Below are 16991 nucleotides of genomic sequence, written 5' to 3' on the forward strand. Positions count from 1 at the left end.
GTCCAGCCTTAACAGAGATCGTCTACCGTCCGGGTCATGGAGACCACGGCGTACGACAACAAGGACGGGCAGACCTCCGCCGCGAGCCCCTGGGCCGCGGTGGGGGTCTCCGCATTCGACGAGCGGCTGTACCAGGCCATCCTCAATCAGCCCGACGCCGGCCTGACCGGCTGGGCCCTGCTGACCGGTGTCTCCCCGGCCCGGGTCCGTGAGGTGTGCGACCGGCTGCTCGCGCTCGGGCTGCTGCAACCACCGGACTCCATGGGCGGGATACGGGCCGTCGATCCCCGGGTGGCGATCCGGGGGCTGATCAGACGGCGCGAGACGGAGTCCGAACTGCTGGCCGCGACCGCCGAGGAGATGGCGACCGTGTTCGAGGCGGGGCTGCTGCGCGAGGAACCGTCCCGCCTTGTCGAGGTGGCCTCCGGCGAGGGTGCCATCGCGGCACGCCTGGAGGAGATGTACGCGCGCGCGGAGCACGAGGTGTGCCTGTTCGACACGCCGCCGTATCTCGCCCCGGCCGGTCCGCAGGTGGACCTCCAGGCCGATCTCCTCAGTCGCGGAATCGTCTCCCGGGGGATCTACTCGGCGACCGGCCTGGAGGATCCGAAGGTCCTGTCCCGGGCCTTCAGGATGGTCGAACTCGGCGAGCAGGCACGCGTGTTGCCGTCCGTGCCCCTCAAACTCCTTGTGGTCGACGGATGCCGGGCGCTGCTGCCGCTGACCGCCTCCACGGCCGGTGGCTACTGCGCCGTCGTGGTGTGGCACTCGGCGGTGACCGAGGCCCTGCAGAAGCTCTTCGAGATGGCCTGGCAGCAGGCCGCTCCGCTGGGTCAGGCGGTCGACGACGGCGGACTCACCGAGAGCGAGCGGACGCTGACCCGGCTGCTGGCGGCCGGGATGAAGGACGAGGCGGTGGCTCGCCACCTGGGAGTGAGTCTGCGGACGCTGCGGCGGCGCGTGAGCGAGCTGCAGGAGCGCCTGGGTGCGGCGAGCAGATTCCAGCTGGGGATGCGGGCTTCTCAACGGGGCTGGGTATAGCAGCGATCCGTGCCGGCCGCCCTCCGTGACAACGAAGCGCGGTGCCGACCATCAGCGGCAAAGGGTCGGCCAGGTGGTCGGCGTAGGCGGCGGGGTCGTGGGTCAGGCACCGGGTGCGGACCGCGGCGTTGAGCGCGGCGCGCAAGGTGTCGGCGGTCCGGTGGGGAGTGACGGCCCCGCGGCCGTCGGCGCGCTGGGCGGCGAGCCCTTGGCCGCCTCACCAACGGCGTGCGGCTGCACTCCCGTCCGACGGCTCCTGCCGTCAACCTCGACGGGCACCTCGACCCACCGCGTACGGCCCCGCATCGAGCGGGAGCGAGGCGTGGATCCGCTCCTTGAGGTGTTCGCGCAGCGTGACGGAGTCCGGGGTCAGGTTCCCAGGGCCGCCCCCGGTGTCTGCCCGGCCAGCAGCTGGGTGAGCTGATCCGGCTCGGAGAAGAACGGCGAGTGGTCGCAGTCGAGTTCCGCGCTCGCGGCGGCGTGTGCGGCGCAGGCTGGCTCCTACGGCTACGGCTGGGCCCTGACCGACATCGACGGCAGGACGGCCGCCTGGCACGACGGCGGCAACGGCTGGTCCCTGGCCGAACTCGCCCGCTTCCCGTCCGACGGCACCATGGCCTTCTGGGTCACCAACTGCGCCTCCCGGAAAGGGAGATGGAACCTGGAGGACGGAGCGCACGACCTGACACGGGGGATCGTGGACCGGGTCACCGGCCGGCCGCACCCCCGGTCCTGACCCGCCCGCCGGCCGGCCTCGCGGGCGTGGACGATGTCGGATGCCCCGGGTGCGGTGAGGGCGGGACGCCGATGTCCCCGAAGCCGGCGGTCCTCAGGGCCGCCGAGTCGGTACCGGGCAGCAGGACTTGGTCGGAATCCGGCTTGAGCAAGGTCCCGGCGGCCTCTCGGTGGCCGCGGCCCGGACCACGCGCCGGACCGCCCAGGACAGCCGGACGACCTTGTCATCGTGTCAAGGTCACACGCGCAGCGGCGGCACCGCCGGGACCTCGATCGCGTTCTCGATGTCGGACTCCGTGAGCTTGAAGGCCTCGGGGTAGGCGTCGCGGCGGGTGCGGCGGGCGGGTTCGCTCGTGCGCCAGGTGTAGAGACACCGGGTGCACTGGAGGACGTCCCACGCTCCGGGGACGGGGGACGTGGCGAGGCGGGTGACGGTGTCGGCGGGGCAGCGGGGGCACTCAGTGCCCTCAAGCAGCTTGTCGGTCATGGGAGTGGTCCTTCCTGGGGAGGTGCGTACGGTTCAGTGGCGGGCGGCGATCATGTTCTGCAGGCGCGTCGCCCAGGCCGCCGTTTCTGACAGGTCCTTGGCGGGCGTGGAGAAGTTGCCGCGGACGTCGGGGGCCACCGGGGTCGTCGCGTCGATGATCATCTTGCTGGTGATGCCCGCGGGCTGGGCGGCGGGCGCGAGTTCGAGGACCGACAGGTTCGGGATGACGACGACGTCGTCCTTCGGGTTGACCTTCGCCGACATCGCCCACATGACCTGCGGCAGGTTGAACGGGTCCACGTCCTCGTCGACGACGATCACCTGGGCCACGTACCCGAGCCCGTGCGGAGTCGTCATCGCGCGCATGCCGACGGCCTTGGCGAAGCCGCCGTACCGCTTCTTCGTCGAGATGATCACCATGAGGCCGTGCGTGTACATGGCGTTGACGGCCTGCACCTCGGGGAACTCGGCGCGCAGCTGCTTGAGCAGCGGCACACAGGTGTTGGGACCTACGAGGTAGTCGCACTCGGTCCACGGCATGCCGAGGTAGAGGGACTCGAAGACCGGGTTCGTGCGGTACGAGACGCGGTCGACGCGGATGACGGGCATCCGGCGGCCGCCCGAGTAGTGCCCGGTGAACTCGCCGAAGGGGCCCTCGATCTGCCGCTTGCGCGACTCGATGACACCCTCGATGACGACCTCGCTGCCCCACGGCACGTCGAAGCCGGTGAGCGGCGCCGTGGCGATTGGGGCGGGCGCCCCGCGCAGCGCGCCGGCCATCTCGTACTCGCTCTGGTCGTACGCCATCGGCATGCCGGCGACGATCGCCATCACGGGGTCGTTGCCGAGGGTGATGGCGATGGGCAGGTCCTCGCCGACCTCCTCGGCCTTGCGCAGGTGCTGGGCGACGTCGTGCATGGGCACGGGCTGGAAGGCGAGCCGGTTCGCGCCGATGACCTCGATGCGGTACGTGCCGACGTTCTGCTTGCCGAAGTCGTCCGGGTCCTCGGGGTCGCGGGAGACGACGGCGGCCTTGTCGAGGTAGAAGCCGCCGTCACCGTCGTTGAGACGGAAGAGGGGAAGGACGGAGAAGAGGTCGACGTCAGCGCCCTCCTGAGTGTTCTCGCGCCAGGGCGCGTCCGCGCGGCGTTCGGGGGCGACGGGGAAGGCGTCCCAGCGCCGCGCGAACTCCTCGACCTGTTCCTTGACCGGCGTGTGCTTCGGCAGTCCGAGCGCGAGGGCGTGGTTGGCCCAGGAGCCGTGCACGTTCAGTGCGATCCGGGCGTCGGTGAAGCCCTTGACGTTGTCGAAGTACAGGGCGGGGGCATTCTCGCCGATGCGGCCCGTCGCGTTGGCGGCGGCCGCGAGGTCGGGCTCGGGCAGCACCTCTTCGGTGATGCGCAGCAGCTGGCCCTCCTTCTCCAGGGTGCCGAGGAAGCTGCGCAGATCGTCATAGGGCATGGGTGACTCCTGTGTTCTGTACGGAGGTGAGGGCATCGGCCGCGGCGCGGGCGGTGCGGGCGGCGCGCATGCCGGCCCAGCGCTCGGCGGCCGGGGCCGGCAGGTCGAACTGGTCGAGGACCCGGGCGACGATGTGGTCGACGATGTCGTCGATCGTCCGCGGGTTGTTGTAGAAGGCGGGCATGGGTGGCACCAACTGCACGCCCATGCGGGCGAGTTCGAGCATGTTCCGCAGATGGATCTCGCTCAGTGGTGTCTCGCGCGGGACGAGGACGAGCTTGCGCCGCTCCTTGAGGACGACGTCCGCGGCCCGGGCCACGAGCCCTTCGGCGTATCCGGCACTGATGCCCGCGAGCGTCTTCATCGAGCACGGCACGATCACCATGCCGTCGGTGCGGAACGAGCCGGAGGAGATGGTGGCGCCCTGGTCGTCCGGATGATGTGTCACGTCGGCGAGCGCGGACACGTCCGCCACCGACAGGCCGGTCTCCAGCTCGATCGTGGTGCGCGCCCAGCGCGAGAGCACCAGGTGTGTCTCCACGTCGGGCAGCTCGCGCAGACACTCCAGCAGACGGACACCGAACGGAGCTCCCGTAGCCCCGGTCATTCCCACGACCAATCGCACAGGACACTCCTCACACGTCGCTGACCTGTGCTTTCACGCTAGACGGCGGGAGCGGGGCGGCAGCGGTACGCTCGGGACTCACGATGGGGAAAATCAGACACGTACGCCCCGAGGTACGGGATCTCGCGTACACGCCGACCGTAGGGGCACCTGCCGGTGTCGAGGTGGAGGAGCTGGCCGACCTTCACGACCGCTCGCTGCGCCACGGCAACGACCCGTACGCGCCGCTGCGTCCTGTCTTCCACCAGTTGATCGGCGCCCGTGAGCGCCCGCTGCGGGTGGCTGTGGACTTCGTCGAGTACGAGCTGCGCCCGGGGTCCTGGATGTGGATCCGCCCGGGCCAGGTGCAGCGCTTCGGCCCGGATCTGGCGTCGGCGGACGGCGTGATCGTGCTGTTCAAGGCCGGTTTCCTGGCACCGGCGACCGTCTCGGCCGCACATATGGATCCGCCGTACGAACAGCGTCCGCTGACCCCGCGGGGCCGGGACGCGGAGGCGGTACGACGGGCGGTCGAACACCTCATGTACGAGTACGGGGCAATGTCCTCGCTCCCGCTGGACACCCATGCCGAGGTGCTGCGCGCGCTGCTGTCGGTGCTCGTGATGCGCCTCGCGGCGGTACGCGCCCCGGCACCTGCCGCGTCCCGTGACACCTTCCACCGTTTCCACGCGGCCGTGGAGCGCGACCACGCGGTGACCCGCCGCGTCGAGGACTACGCGGCGGCCCTCGGCTACAGCCCCCGCACCCTGACCCGTGCCGCCCTCGCCGCGACGGGGCGTACCGCGAAGCAGTACGTCGACGACCGGGTCCTCCTGGAGGCGAAGCGGCTGCTGTGGCACAGCGGCATGCCGGCGAAGGAGGTGGCGGGGCGGCTCGGGTTCGACGACCCCAGCGACTTCACGAAGTTCTTCCGGCTGCGGACCGGGGTGACACCGGGGGCGTTCCGGGCGCGGGCCTGACACGATCCGCGTCCCGTGCATCGGGCCCGGACGCCCCCGCACCAGACCGGACCGCGTTGTGGCGGACAAGGCCGATGCGTCCCGGAAGATTCGCCGCTTGCTGCGGGGCCGGAATATCAAGGCGGCCATCCCCGCGCGCCGCGATCAGGTCGCCAACTGCATCAGCCGGGGCGCGCAGGGCGGTGGGCCTTCGGTGTTCGGTGTTCGGCGCCGAGGCGGAGCGAGGGCGCGGCGAGACCAAGCGCGACGAGAAGTACGCCTCGCCGCTGCGGACGCCCCTGGAGGACCTCAGCGCGCCACGGGCGTCACGCCGTCGGAGTATCGGAGCCGGTTCGGCATCGCGGCACGAGTCAGCCGCGAGGAGGATCTGTCGATGGGGCAGTCGGCGAGGATCCGCTCCACTCCCTCCCGATGTCTCGTGATCTGGAATTTGGGAAAGCGGGCCTCGAACTTCGAGTGTCGAAGATGTTGTCGTCGCGGTAGCGGGCGAGCAATTCGTACATCTCGTCGAGCTGCTTGACGAAGCGGCGGCCGGGGCGGAAGGCAAGCATGGGCAGTACCGTGTAGCCGAACTTGCTGCCGGTGGCCTCGCCGGCGATCTCGATGAGCTGGGCCTAGTGCTGTGACCAGGAAGGTTCGCCGGGCGGGGGTTCGGCCAAGGCCAGGTTGGCTGGGCATGGGAAGATCGCGCCGTGACTCTCACCCTGCATGACTTTGACGGCGAACACTCGCTGACGCTCGTTGCCGGTGACCTGGTCGCCGATGTTGCAGTAGTTGCTGCCGGACACGAGCCGAATGGGTACTTCTGGGAGGGCCTTGTGCAGTTCGCCTGGCCGGATCTCGCTGAGCGCCTCGATTTCGACAGCGAGGGTGGCATGTTCTGTGCGCTCGGGAGCCTGAGTGACCTCACGCAGCTCAAAACTGCCCTTGAGCCCATGATCTCGAATTCCACCGCAGTTCGCGAGATCGTTGTCCGTGCCGAGACGGCAGGCTTCGAGTTCGACGACTAATGCTGTGACCAGCAGCTCTTCCGGATTCAGGCCGCAAGCTGGAGAGTTCTGCCGCCCCAGCGGATGTGTTTCTCGCTGCGGATCCGTGCGCGTTCTCGTCGTTGGGCGGCGAGGACGTCGGGGTGGCGGGCGTTCTGGTTGCGCCAGCGCAGGTAGGCGTGCAGAGCCCGAGTCTGGACGGTGTGGTTGGGGTGGTTCGAATTGGCGAGGGTGAACTGCCGCAGAGGGCCGAAGTGGGCCTCGATCGGGTTGGCCCAGGACGCGTAGGTCGGGGTGAAACAGAGCTCGACCCTGTTCCGGGCGGCTCAGCGGCGAATCCGCCAGTTCAGGTGCGCGGACATGTTGTCGAGGATCACGTAGATCGGGGCGCCGTCCGGGCGGGTTGCGCGGATCGACCGCAGTGCCGCCCAGGTGTGGTCGATGCCCTTGCGCCGGCGGACCACGCCCCACAGCTGATCGTCGCCGACTGAGTAGCAACCGTGGAAGTAGGTGATGCCGTGGGTGCGGCGGTAGGTCGCCGGCAATCGTTCCGGTCTCACCTTCGGAGCCCAGCACGATCCCGCGGTCGGGCGGATGCCGAGCGGCCCGAACTCGTCCAGGGCGAACGTCCGGTCCGGCCGCTCGGTGAGGGCAAACTCGATGCGGTCCAGCTTGGTGTCGAAGTCCGGGTCCGGGGACTCCTTCCAGGTTTTCGTGCGCTGGAAGGAGATCCCGCGGCGGATCAGGAGGCAGCGCAGGGCCTCCCGGCCGATCCTCATCGGGCGGGCAATGTTGCGCTGCAGGTGGTCGGCGAGCTTGCGGATCGACCAGCGGGTGAAGGGCTTGCCCAGTGCCGTGGGCCGGGTGGTGGCCGTCTCGACGACGAAGTTCTCGTCCTCAATGCTCAGCAGGCGGGGACGGCCTACCGCCCACCGAGGGTCCAGACAGGCCAGGCCCATCTCGTTGAATCGGTGGATCACATTCCGGACGGTGTCCTCGTCGGGCTGGACCAGTTGTGCAATCGCCGGGACCGGGGTGTCGTCCGACGAAGCCAGCAGCATCATCGCCCGCCGGATCCGCACCCAACTGGTGCTTCCCCGCCGAACGATCCGCTGCAGCTTCTGCCCCTCCTGCTCGGTCAGCCGGCGAACCCTCACCGGTGATGCCATACCCGCCCCCTGCCACACGCCGTCCTGACATCCAGCACAACGAGCGGCCCGGCAAAGGTTTCCGGGCACAGCACGGACCCAAGTTGGAAACCTTGGGGCAGGGTCACGCGATCAGCGGGGGCAGATGTATGTCGACGGTGTCGTGACCCAGTCGCCGGTTACGGTGCTGCTCAACCACCGCACGTAGACCTTCGCGCGGACGAGCTTTCGTGCCGACGAACCGCACGAATACGTGGTGGTGCGCTCCACGTCCTGGTCGTACTCCCAGTAGTTGCCCGGCTGATCCAGCTTGAGGAGTGACCAGTTGCCGTTCACGTAGTACTCGAGCCGCACCTCGGTGACCTGGACATCGTAGTCGGTGCCTCCGGCGGTGTCGGTCACCCGGCCGTGCGCGTTGAAGACGCCGGTGGCCGGCATCTCGATGTTGGCGCAGCGGACGACCTCGGTGCCCTCGCATTGGTGCGCGATCTGTTCGGCGGACGCCGCCGGCGTGGCAGCCAGCATGGTCATTCCGAACACGGCGCCGACGACGGCCGTCAGGCCGCTCATGAATTTTCCGTGGTTTCGCATGGCGGCAGACTGCCGGGCGCCGTCGACGCAAGATTGCAACATCCTGCAGTCTGCGGCGGTTGCGGGCCGGTCAGGTGGTGATCCGGCTCAGGAGCTCGCGGATCCGGAACCCCGCCACGAAGCGGCTCGGGGCGTCGAGGAGGTCAAGGATCACGGCGACCTCCGTCCGGACCGTGCGCACGCTCAGTTCGAGTCGGCGGGCGATCTGCTCGTCCGACGAGCAGGTGAGCAGGAGCGCGACGACGCGGCGCTGGCGTTCGGTGAGGCCGTCGGCGGGTGGTACCTCGGCGGCGCATGGGTACGTCGTCGCACGCACGGCGTCCCAGTAGTGGCGCGCGGCGGCCATGCACGCGGCGTCCCGCACGGCGATGACAGTCGTCTGGTTGCGGACGGTGGCCCCCTCAAGGAGTACCTCTCCGCTGTCGACGATCTTCATCTGGAACGGCCCGTAGCCGAAGAAGTACACCTCCGGGTCCTCGCCGGACAGCACGAGCCGCGTGTCCGGGCTCAGGGCGTCGCGGTTCCACACGCTGATCATCCGAAGGCCGGCGTTCATCGCGAACGTGTTGTTCGGGAGGCTCACGGCGAGTTGCTCCACGGAACCCCTGGCCTGGACGGCGTCGAGGGTGCGCCAGGCTGGGACCTCGCGGGCGAGATTTCGGTTGATCTCCGGCCCGCCTCGTCCGAGGACACGTGCGGCGACCGGCTGCCCGCGTTCCATCGCCCGGACCACCCGCTGCCGTTCGGTCTCTAGGCGCGTCATCGCCTCCGTCACCCGCAGCCGCCCTGGTCCGGAGAACCGCACGGGATCGGCGAACACCGAGAAGTCCTGTTTAGGCAGTGCACGCTGGTCCACCGTTCTCCCTCTGGTACACCCCGGCCGGTGGGGAAGTGGGCCTCAACTACGCCGGAATGCTAGCCCCCCACTTGCGGATCTACACCGAAGTCACACAAGGTCGGGAACGCTTCCAGGGCTGGCCGCCAGGGCCGTCGCCGACGGCGTCCAGTCGAGCGGTGAATCAGTGATCCCGGGGCAGCGTCTGGCCATGGGGTGGCCATCGTGCAATTCTCCGAGTAGACAGGTTCGTTCAACGAGGACACACGACGGCCTTGTCCCAGCAGGGCTCACTGCGGCACGATCCGCGGGGGCGAATCGGATCGACTCGCCCCCCGGGCGACTTCCAGCAGGTTGCTCGGCCCAAGCTTCGGCCCAGCTATCCCCAATGGCGCTGCCGCAGGGCGAAGCGTCCACGCCGATCGCCGTTGGGATCGCCTGCCCGGGCAGCGGCAGGCGCTTCAGATAGCGCAACGCGGTGCTGCGCGAGACAGGCATCGCAAGTAGACCGGCCAGACGCGCAGCAGCCCGGCCGCATAACTCCCGTGCCACCTGGGATATCTGAGCGGTCAGCCGAACCGTGCGGCGCTGATGACGCCCCAGCAGCCCGGGGATCTGTTCACGGAAGGTCTGCCGCCGACAGCCAAGAACGCCACAGACCAGGCGCCGGACCTGCAGGTACACGACCACCGGCCGCCCATCGACGGGCAGGTCCTTCACCGTCCGCCCGTGGTACCCGTGCACCTTCGCCGTCGGCGTCCCGCACGCGGGGCATGGCACCGCGCCATCCTGGGTGCGGGCCATGACCACGACCGAGTCGCCGCCGTCCGCCACCTCCTCGACGACCAACCGGGACAGCCCCGAAAACACCGTTCCCACCAGGGAGTTGATATCCACCACGAGGTCATGATCATGGACGGCTGCCCGCCGTCACCACCGACTACGTGACAGACCCGCTCGTTTGACAGACCCTCACTACGCTGGTGGGCGGCGCGCGGATCATGCAGTTGCGGGCGACCGCCCGCAAGCACCGCCGGGCCGACCACAGGTCTGTGAAGGCCGGGGCCAAGGACGCGTCGAAGGCCCGGCGGTAGCCCTGACTACCGGGAGCCTGTCACGGGCTGCTGCTTGTAGAAGGACTCCTTCAGGTAGACCGCGTCGTGCGGCTGGTAGGGCTCCTCCAAGTAGGCGGCCTCGTCGTCGTCGTCGAGTTCGATGTCTACCGCGGCGACCGCGTCGGCCAGCTGGGCCGGCTTGGTGACCCCGACGATGGGCGAGGTCACCACCGGGTTGCGCATGACCCAGGCCAGGGCGACCTGGGCCGGGGACAGACCCCGCTTGCCCGCGATCTCGTGGACGCGCTCGGCCACCGCCTGGTCCTCGTCGCGGTAGAGGATCTTGTCGCCCGCGTCGCTCCCGGCACGAGCTGTGGCGGTGTCCCGGGTCCGCGTCAGCCTTCCTCGCGCCAGTGGACTCCACGGGACCACACCGATGCCCTGGTCGGCACAGAGCGGGAACATCTCTCGCTCTGCTTCCCGGTGGATGAGGTTGTAGTGGTCCTGCATCGACACAAACCGGGTCCAGCCGTTCAGGTCTGCCAGGTACAGGGTTTTGGCGAACTGCCAGGCGTAGATGGAAGAGGCGCCGATGTAGCGGACCTTCCCGGACTTGACCGCGTCGTGCAGCGCCTCCAGGGTCTCCTCGATCGGGGTGTCGTAGTCCCAGCGGTGGATCTGGTACAGGTCGATGTAGTCGGTCCCCAGTCGCTTCAGGGAGGCGTCGAGCTCGGCGAAGATCGCCTTGCGGGACAGCCCGGCGCCGTTCGGGCCGGGGCGCATCCGCATCCAGACCTTGGTGGCGAGAACGACCTCCTCGCGCCGGGTGAAGTCCTTCACCGCCTGGCCGACGATCTCCTCGCTGCTTCCGGCGCTGTACCCATTGGCCGTGTCGAGGAAGTTGACGCCGCTCTCAAGGGCCCGCTTGATGATGTCCCGGCTGGCGTCCGCGCCCAGCGACCAGGGCTCGCCGCCCCGGCCCGGCTCGCCGAAGCTCATACAGCCGAGGGTGATGGCGGAGACTTCCAGCCCGGTCGTTCCGAGTTTGATGTATCGCATGCGGCCGAACCTAGGAGTTGGAGTGCGCTCAACCGCAAGTACGTCTGGGTCCGGTATTCAGAGGCATGTCGCATGTGTGCCCTGTCAGGTTTTTGGCCGTTTCGGCCAGACGTACCAGAGAACCCAGCCGCAGCGAGTAACAAACTGTCAATCCTCAGCCCAGCGCGTGGGGCACTACTCACCCCGACGGCAAACCGCCCTCGCCCTCGGCGTCCACGAGGTCGAAGGAGAAGGGCAGGTCCGTGCAGTTGTGGGCCAGGCCCGTGAAGCCGGGTGCGGTGGAGCGCAGCTGGAACTCGTAGAGCCAGGTGGGCCGGCCGCGCGGGGCGGTGCCGTGTTGCGCACTTGCTGTCTGCGTTGCACCGGTCTGGTGCGCCGGCCTGGCGGTGCATTGCTCTGTGAGCGGGAGGCGAGGTGCGCAGTGTAGGTGCGCAGCGCTCGTGTGGAGTGCCTGTGGGCTGCGCACTTGCGCAGTCAGAGGCTGCTGCGCACATCTGTCGCGCGAGTGCGCAGTGATGCTTGCGGTCCGTGGGGCGTGTGCGCAGTGGTCCCTTCACGGACTGTGCAGCGCGGGGTGCGCACATGCGTACCGGCTCTGGGGCAGGGCACCGGTATGCGTTCTTCGGGTGCCCCCATGGCGTACCGGTCGGGCTTCGGGGTCTGGTCACAACGCGTACCGGTGCTCGCCCCGACGGCTTGGCCGCGAGAGCCGTGCGAGCTGCTGGTGGGCCGGTGACCTGGACGAGTGCTTGACCGGTACGCCTTTCGGTATGCGTTTTTCGGCGCGCTGCAAACCCGTACCGGTCGACAGGGGAGGCGGTCGGATCAGCGGGGTGGGGCCGTTGCCTGACGGGTATCGGGTGGGTGTGGGTGCGCGGAGTCCGGTACGCGTTGGAGATGTGGACGCGTACCGGGGCCCGGGGCTGCGCAGTTGCCGCGGCAGGGCACCTCGGGGTGCTGCGCAGGTGGCCTGCGCACGACGGTGAGCGGGCGAGTGCGCACGCGCACTGCGTACCTTTTGGGGGCCGGCCGGCGGGCCGGGTTCGGATGGTGCGCAGTTGCGGTTGTGGGTGTCTGCGCAGCCGGGTGTGCAGCTTGCGCAGTGGATGCGGGCGGGGGTGCGCAGCCGATTCACGGTGTGTCTGGTGGGTGGACGCGCGAGGCCGCGTACCGGTCTGCGTGCCCGTCGCGCGGTGACGGGCCGGTGGGTTGCGTCGGGCCAGATCATGCCTGGGCAAGCGGTCGCGGGCTGTCTTCTGGGGTGCGGGCGCGGATGGAGGGTGCGGGCAGGGCTGGGTGTGCCGCGGGTTCGGGGGCCTGATCCGGTGTGCCCCGGTGGTGAGCGGGGGAGCGGGGTGTGCGGCGCGCGCCGCATGACGTTGTTGCAGTCAGGTGATCACGGGCATGCCCGACGGCGTGATTGTCTCTTGCGTCCGCGTAGCCGTCTTGGGGTGCGGTGGAGGAGCCGGGTGAAGGTGGGCGGCGCGTCTTGCAGGTCATCACCTGCGCCGGATATTCCGTCTCTGGACGGCGGCCCGTAAACGTGCAGGTCACAACCTAAGTCGGATTTACCTGCGTAGGTTCAGCCTGCGCAGGTTAATCCGACCCCTTAGAAGAACAAGTACTTCAAGAAGACCAATCAGCAGAAGACCAGCCCCTCCCTCCATCCCCGGCCGCCGCCCGCGAACGCACGGACGACATGAACGCACGGACGACATGGATGAGGCGAACGGGGCGATGGCCGGGTGGGGGCGGGAAGGGGCCTGTGGTTTGGTTGATCGCCCGTCATCAGCCCGAACTGCCACCGGCGTTGGCCGCCGGGAGGACGCCCGCCACCAGGCGCCGCCAGTGTGGCCGCCTCGGCCGTTCGCTCTCACACCGCGCGGGCGGCACCGGCCCCGCGGACTGCAACAGCCTTCAGCGCGCCTACAGTGCCGCCTGCGGGCCGAACGCGCCGCGGTTGGACCCGTGGGGCCAGAAGGGCCTGTGCGGCCTTCAGGGCGGCCGCACAGGCCCTTCTGGCCCCAGTGCCACAACGCGACCCATGCACACCGGCAGGACGCTCGTGGAACACCACGGGGACGCGTCAACGGCCGCCGATGGGACGGGCGGTAGGGGCAACAGCCGCACTGGGCGCACCCTCTGCCTGCGGTGCAAGGTGCCGGCCGTCGGCGTGGCGGCGGTGTGAAGCGGCCGCGATCCCACCCGTTGCGAAGGCGCCGCGGTGGGTGCCGGCGCAGATGGGGTGGGAGGCAGTCGACTGAAGCTGCCCCACCGGGTCCGGGCCGGGGACCCGGTTGCGACGTGCAAAGTCCCCGTCAAGCACCTCTGTAAAGCCCCCCACAAAAGACCCGTCAAAGCCCCTAGTGCGCTCCTTACCGCACCGGACCGCGAAGTTGCAGGTCAGGCGATCTTTGAGGGTGTACCGGTGGCGTCGACAACCCCTCACACGCACCCTCCGGTGCGGCCCACAGACGAAGAAGGAAGGGAAGAGAGACAGAGCAGACGGCAGGATCGGATCGGCGTGTGCGTGCGCGGGGTTCGGTGCCGTCGTTCCAGGGTGCGCGTGGGGCGGGGGCGGCGCGCCGGTGGCCTGGCCGTGTGTCTGGGTCCTGTGCCGTCGGGTGATTGGTGCCGGTCGGAGGTGAGCGGAGGGCCGCTCGCGTGTTGGCGCGTGTGGCTGTGTGGAGCCTGGAGTTGGGGGGCGTGGCGGCGGGACGGGGGTTGGGGTGCCCGCTCGTGCGGTTCTTGGTCGTAGTCGGCGGTGAGCGGCATACCGAGTTCGCTGTTCGCTTGCTTGGTGCGGGAAGGAGCGGTGTAGCCGGTCGGTCTGCCGGTCGTCGTGTCTGTCTGCGGGGAACTCGGCGTTGTCGGCCCACTTCACGCGACTTGGCCTGCCATGCCAGCCGGTTCCAGGGTGCAGCGAACGAACTGGTCTCTCGTGAGAGCCAGCCGGCATGAGGAGTGGGGCGCCCAGCGTCGTCGCCGGTCATGATCAGAGGGTGGCCGGACCGACACCACGGTCTGGCCACCCTCTGATCATGACCGTTCGGTCGCGGTGCTGCCATTCATACTGGGGTGCTGAAATCCCTGTTGTATGAACGCTTCGTCATGGGTTTCTCTGCCGCGAGTCTGACGGCCCGGACAGCGCGCTTGAGTGGTCCTGTCTGCTGCCGGGGTGCTGCTTAGGGCCGGCTGGTGACCATGGTCAGGAAGGATGCCCAGACGTCAGCGGACAGATCAAGGGATCCGCCCGTGGGGCGTGTGGAGTCGCGGACGCCGATCACGGGTGTCAAACGCACCTCGACGCACTCGCCGCCCTGGTCATTGCTGTAACTCGATGTGACCCATGTGGCGTTGCCGTCAACTCGGTTGTTCACCGGTGGAACTCCTTGCGTGCGTTCTTGATCAATTCCAATGACTCCGGGATGGCCGGAGCCATGACTTGCAGGTCGCGGAAGGTTTCTTCGTATTTGTCCACGTCGTCCTCGCGCCGTGAGACTCCGGCGTTGGCCAAGTTCTCCAGGTAGACGATCGGCTTCAGGATCGGGTGTCGGAACTGCAGACTGGTGAACGGTCCGTTCATCGCGGGGTGATGCCCGGCCGAAAACGGGACGACCTGAACCTTCACGTTGGGAAGCGACGTGGCGATCTCGGTGATGTGCGCGAGCTGGTTGCCCATCACCTGGTTGCCGCCCACGGCGCGGCGAAGCACGGCCTCGTTGAGGACCGCGGTGAGGCGGAGAGGTGAGTGTTCGCGGTGCAGCACCTCCTGGCGCGTCACGCGGACCTTTACGAGGCGGTCGATGTCGTCCTGACTGAGACGGTCGGCTGCGTGGATCGTGCGGATGTACTCCTCGGTCTGCAGCAGACCTGGCACGAACTCCGATGCGTAGGTGTTCAAGGACGAGGCGGTCGCCTCCAGGCTGAGGTATGCCTTCAGTCCCGGGGGAATGACGTCGCGGTACTCGGGTGACTGCCACCAGTCCCTCTTGGTTTTGGTGACCGTCGCGTATCCCTTGAGGATCGCGGTTGTCTCGGCAGGGGCTGCGTAGATCTGGCACAGCGCCATGACGTCTGAGGGCTCGACGATCCCGTTGTCCGCCGTCTCCAGGCGTGTCAGCTTCGATCCGGCCCATGCCAGCTCGCGGACGACCTCGGCCGCTTTGAGGCCGGCCTCGTTGCGGAGTCTGCGTAGTTCGCTTCCGAGCTGCAGACGGCACAGCGCTGGTGTCGCGGACTCGATGGCCTCGCTCATCGGATTGTCCTCCCCTTGCATGACGTCAGTCTCGCCTCGAACGTTCGCCGGTGGCAACGCATCTTCGGCGTCAGAAGCGAATGTTTCAAAGTGTCCGTCAACTTGCTTCCGTCGTCGACGGGTTGGGAGCAGATTTCCTCTAGCAGAATTCTGCCAAGAGAGTTCTGTGGGCGTCGTTGCTCTGCCATGCTTCAGCGGGCGGCACGCTGCGTACCGGTACGTAAGCGTCTGGTGATCTTTGGGTGTTGTCCACCACCACACAGCCGGGCAGTACTAGGTCTTGGAGAGTCGTATGACCGACCAGCCCTTCTCGCGAACTTGCCACTCCTCCAGGTGCCTGCAGGAGGTGCCCCACAGGCCGCGCGTCGACGTTCCGCCGCTGCGCAGCGGCGAATGCCGCTTCCCGCACCGCCTGGAGTCCGTTCCCGCTGCCCGCCGGTACGTATGCGAGCTTCTGCAGCAGTGGGGAGTGCGCGGCGACCTGCTTGGCGAACTCGCAGTGATCGCCTCAGAGTTGGTTACCAACGCGGTGTGCCACACGGCGAGCGATACCGTCGTCGTGCAGATCTCGCTCTGGCCGACCGAGGTTGTCCTCACCGTGACCGATGAAGGGCCTGGACCGCAACAGCCGCTCGCCGCCCGGCCGGCTGACGGTGATCGCGAGCACGGGCGTGGCCTGCTGCTCGTCGAGGAGTTGGCCACCCGCTGGGGCGCTCACCCTCACATCGACGGGACGAGGGTGTGGGCGGCCATCGACGTTCCCCAGGGCGAGGGATCGTGCCCGGCGGCCTGCACGCAGGAGCCTGAGGCGCACGGCCGCGCGGAGGACTCGCCGAGCCACGACGAAGCGCTGTCGTGGACGCGGCCAGTGACGGCAAGTCTGGGCCTGCTGACCCGGCTGGCGGTGCGTGACATCGCCCGGGGCTGGGGCCTGCCGGTCCTGTACGCCGATGAGCTCGGCCAGCGGGCTGCCTGCCTGACGCGGGACGTCTGCGCCGCCACCGCAGGGGCCGACCACCTTCGGGTCACCGTGCACAGGAGCCGTACCCAGATCGCGGTCGAGGTGGCCCCGGCCGGTGCCCCGGCCCCGGACACCGCGATGTATCTCCGCTCGAGCGTAGCGTCCCACGCGGGCAGGCATCTGGGACTGCGCGCCGTCCTCGATCTACCGGCAGCACGGCCTGTCCTGTCTCTGGCACGCCAGCCAAGTCATGGCTGAGGCAGTCACGTGCCGCCTTTCACGGGCCGCCGCACCGATGCCGAGGGCTGCGGCATCCTCACCGGAGGGGGCGTGACCAGATCAGCGCACGCCCAGGGCGGCTTCTGGTCAGAGTGCCTGTTGCATACCCCGGAGATGGATGCACTCGTTGGCTCCTACGCCGCGCGAAGCGCCAACGCGGCCCTGCCGTGGATGCGCGTGCTGGCCCATACGTTTCAGTCTCTACTGGCCGACGAAGACACCGAATCCGTCGGCGACTGGTTGCTGAGCGGCCACCTGCGTTCCCGGGCGAACCTCGACAACAGTGAGGCCATCGAGCTGGTCCTGCAGCCCAGCCGCCACCCCGGACTGCAACTGCGCATCACTGCGCGGCCTGTGACCTTCCTCGGCCTGGCCGCCCGCAACGCAAATGCCCTGCCAGCAGTAGCTCTACGGCCTCCGGCATCTCGGCGAACCCTGCCAGGCTGTGACCGGAGTCCGCCCGGTCACGCCAGTCATCGCTTCGCCCGAGTTCGCCAAGCGTCACGAC

13 protein-coding genes and 2 pseudogenes are annotated in these 16991 nt (G+C 68.6%); 4 read left to right on the forward strand and 11 right to left on the reverse strand.

Features of this window, described 5'->3' with window-relative positions:
- Positions 1 to 36 precede the first annotated feature (36 nt).
- Entirely contained in the window at positions 37 to 1041 is a 1005-nt protein-coding gene (locus M4J07_RS10640) for a helix-turn-helix transcriptional regulator (protein WP_255970225.1), read from the forward strand.
- A 507-nt stretch (positions 1042 to 1548) separates the two neighbouring features.
- Here the strand turns inward: M4J07_RS10640 and M4J07_RS10645 are convergent.
- The 4 genes from M4J07_RS10645 to M4J07_RS10660 form a co-directional block, all read right to left on the reverse strand.
- Positions 1549 to 1674, reverse strand: a complete 126-nt coding sequence (locus M4J07_RS10645) for a hypothetical protein (RefSeq protein ID WP_255970228.1) — start codon at positions 1672 to 1674, stop codon at positions 1549 to 1551.
- Between the two features lie 340 nt (positions 1675 to 2014).
- Positions 2015 to 2263, reverse strand: coding sequence for a non-oxidative hydroxyarylic acid decarboxylases subunit D (locus tag M4J07_RS10650; RefSeq protein WP_255970231.1), 249 nt, complete (start codon positions 2261 to 2263; stop codon positions 2015 to 2017).
- A 33-nt stretch (positions 2264 to 2296) separates the two neighbouring features.
- Positions 2297 to 3724: a non-oxidative hydroxyarylic acid decarboxylases subunit C gene (locus M4J07_RS10655; RefSeq protein WP_255970234.1), complete on the reverse strand. Its 1428-nt coding sequence runs from the start codon at positions 3722 to 3724 to the stop codon at positions 2297 to 2299.
- Positions 3714 to 4349, reverse strand: coding sequence for a non-oxidative hydroxyarylic acid decarboxylases subunit B (locus M4J07_RS10660; protein ID WP_308284747.1), 636 nt, complete (start codon positions 4347 to 4349; stop codon positions 3714 to 3716). The genes M4J07_RS10655 and M4J07_RS10660 overlap by 11 nt, the downstream gene beginning before the upstream one ends.
- An 83-nt stretch (positions 4350 to 4432) precedes the next feature.
- Between M4J07_RS10660 and M4J07_RS10665 the strand changes: the two genes are divergently transcribed.
- Together M4J07_RS10665 and M4J07_RS10675 are read left to right on the forward strand one after the other, a co-directional pair.
- The gene (locus M4J07_RS10665) at positions 4433 to 5308 is read left to right on the forward strand and encodes a helix-turn-helix transcriptional regulator (RefSeq protein ID WP_255970237.1); all 876 of its coding nucleotides are present in this window, start codon (positions 4433 to 4435) and stop codon (positions 5306 to 5308) included.
- 692 nt (positions 5309 to 6000) lie between these two features.
- Positions 6001 to 6318, forward strand: coding sequence for an Imm51 family immunity protein (locus M4J07_RS10675; RefSeq protein ID WP_255970240.1), 318 nt, complete (start codon positions 6001 to 6003; stop codon positions 6316 to 6318).
- A gap of 26 nt (positions 6319 to 6344) precedes the next feature.
- On the opposite strand, the pseudogene M4J07_RS10680 reads toward M4J07_RS10675, so the two are convergent.
- From M4J07_RS10680 to M4J07_RS10710, 7 genes and pseudogenes are all read right to left on the reverse strand, one after another.
- Positions 6345 to 7466, reverse strand: a pseudogene (locus M4J07_RS10680) (IS630 family transposase).
- A 111-nt stretch (positions 7467 to 7577) separates the two neighbouring features.
- Complete coding sequence (locus tag M4J07_RS10685) at positions 7578 to 8015, reverse strand: hypothetical protein (RefSeq protein WP_255970243.1); 438 nt, start codon at positions 8013 to 8015, stop codon at positions 7578 to 7580.
- A 91-nt stretch (positions 8016 to 8106) separates the two neighbouring features.
- Positions 8107 to 8892: a helix-turn-helix transcriptional regulator gene (locus tag M4J07_RS48230; protein ID WP_255970246.1), complete on the reverse strand. Its 786-nt coding sequence runs from the start codon at positions 8890 to 8892 to the stop codon at positions 8107 to 8109.
- Between the two features lie 367 nt (positions 8893 to 9259).
- A pseudogene (locus M4J07_RS10695) lies at positions 9260 to 9771 on the reverse strand (transposase family protein); the annotation flags it as partial.
- A gap of 200 nt (positions 9772 to 9971) precedes the next feature.
- Complete coding sequence (locus M4J07_RS10700; RefSeq protein ID WP_255970249.1) at positions 9972 to 10985, reverse strand: aldo/keto reductase; 1014 nt, start codon at positions 10983 to 10985, stop codon at positions 9972 to 9974.
- A gap of 3185 nt (positions 10986 to 14170) precedes the next feature.
- Positions 14171 to 14365, reverse strand: coding sequence for a DUF397 domain-containing protein (locus M4J07_RS10705; protein WP_255970252.1), 195 nt, complete (start codon positions 14363 to 14365; stop codon positions 14171 to 14173).
- Positions 14362 to 15243 (reverse strand): helix-turn-helix domain-containing protein, encoded by an 882-nt coding sequence (locus tag M4J07_RS10710; protein ID WP_255970255.1) that lies wholly within the window; start codon positions 15241 to 15243, stop codon positions 14362 to 14364. Before M4J07_RS10710 ends, M4J07_RS10705 begins: the two co-directional genes overlap by 4 nt.
- A 292-nt stretch (positions 15244 to 15535) precedes the next feature.
- On the opposite strand from M4J07_RS10710, the gene M4J07_RS10715 reads away from it, so the two are divergent.
- Positions 15536 to 16462: an ATP-binding protein gene (locus M4J07_RS10715; protein WP_255970258.1), complete on the forward strand. Its 927-nt coding sequence runs from the start codon at positions 15536 to 15538 to the stop codon at positions 16460 to 16462.
- Positions 16463 to 16991 lie beyond the last annotated feature (529 nt).

It is taken from the genome of Streptomyces longispororuber (genome assembly GCF_024448165.1).
Classification (GTDB): Bacteria; Actinomycetota; Actinomycetes; order Streptomycetales; family Streptomycetaceae; genus Streptomyces; species Streptomyces longispororuber_A.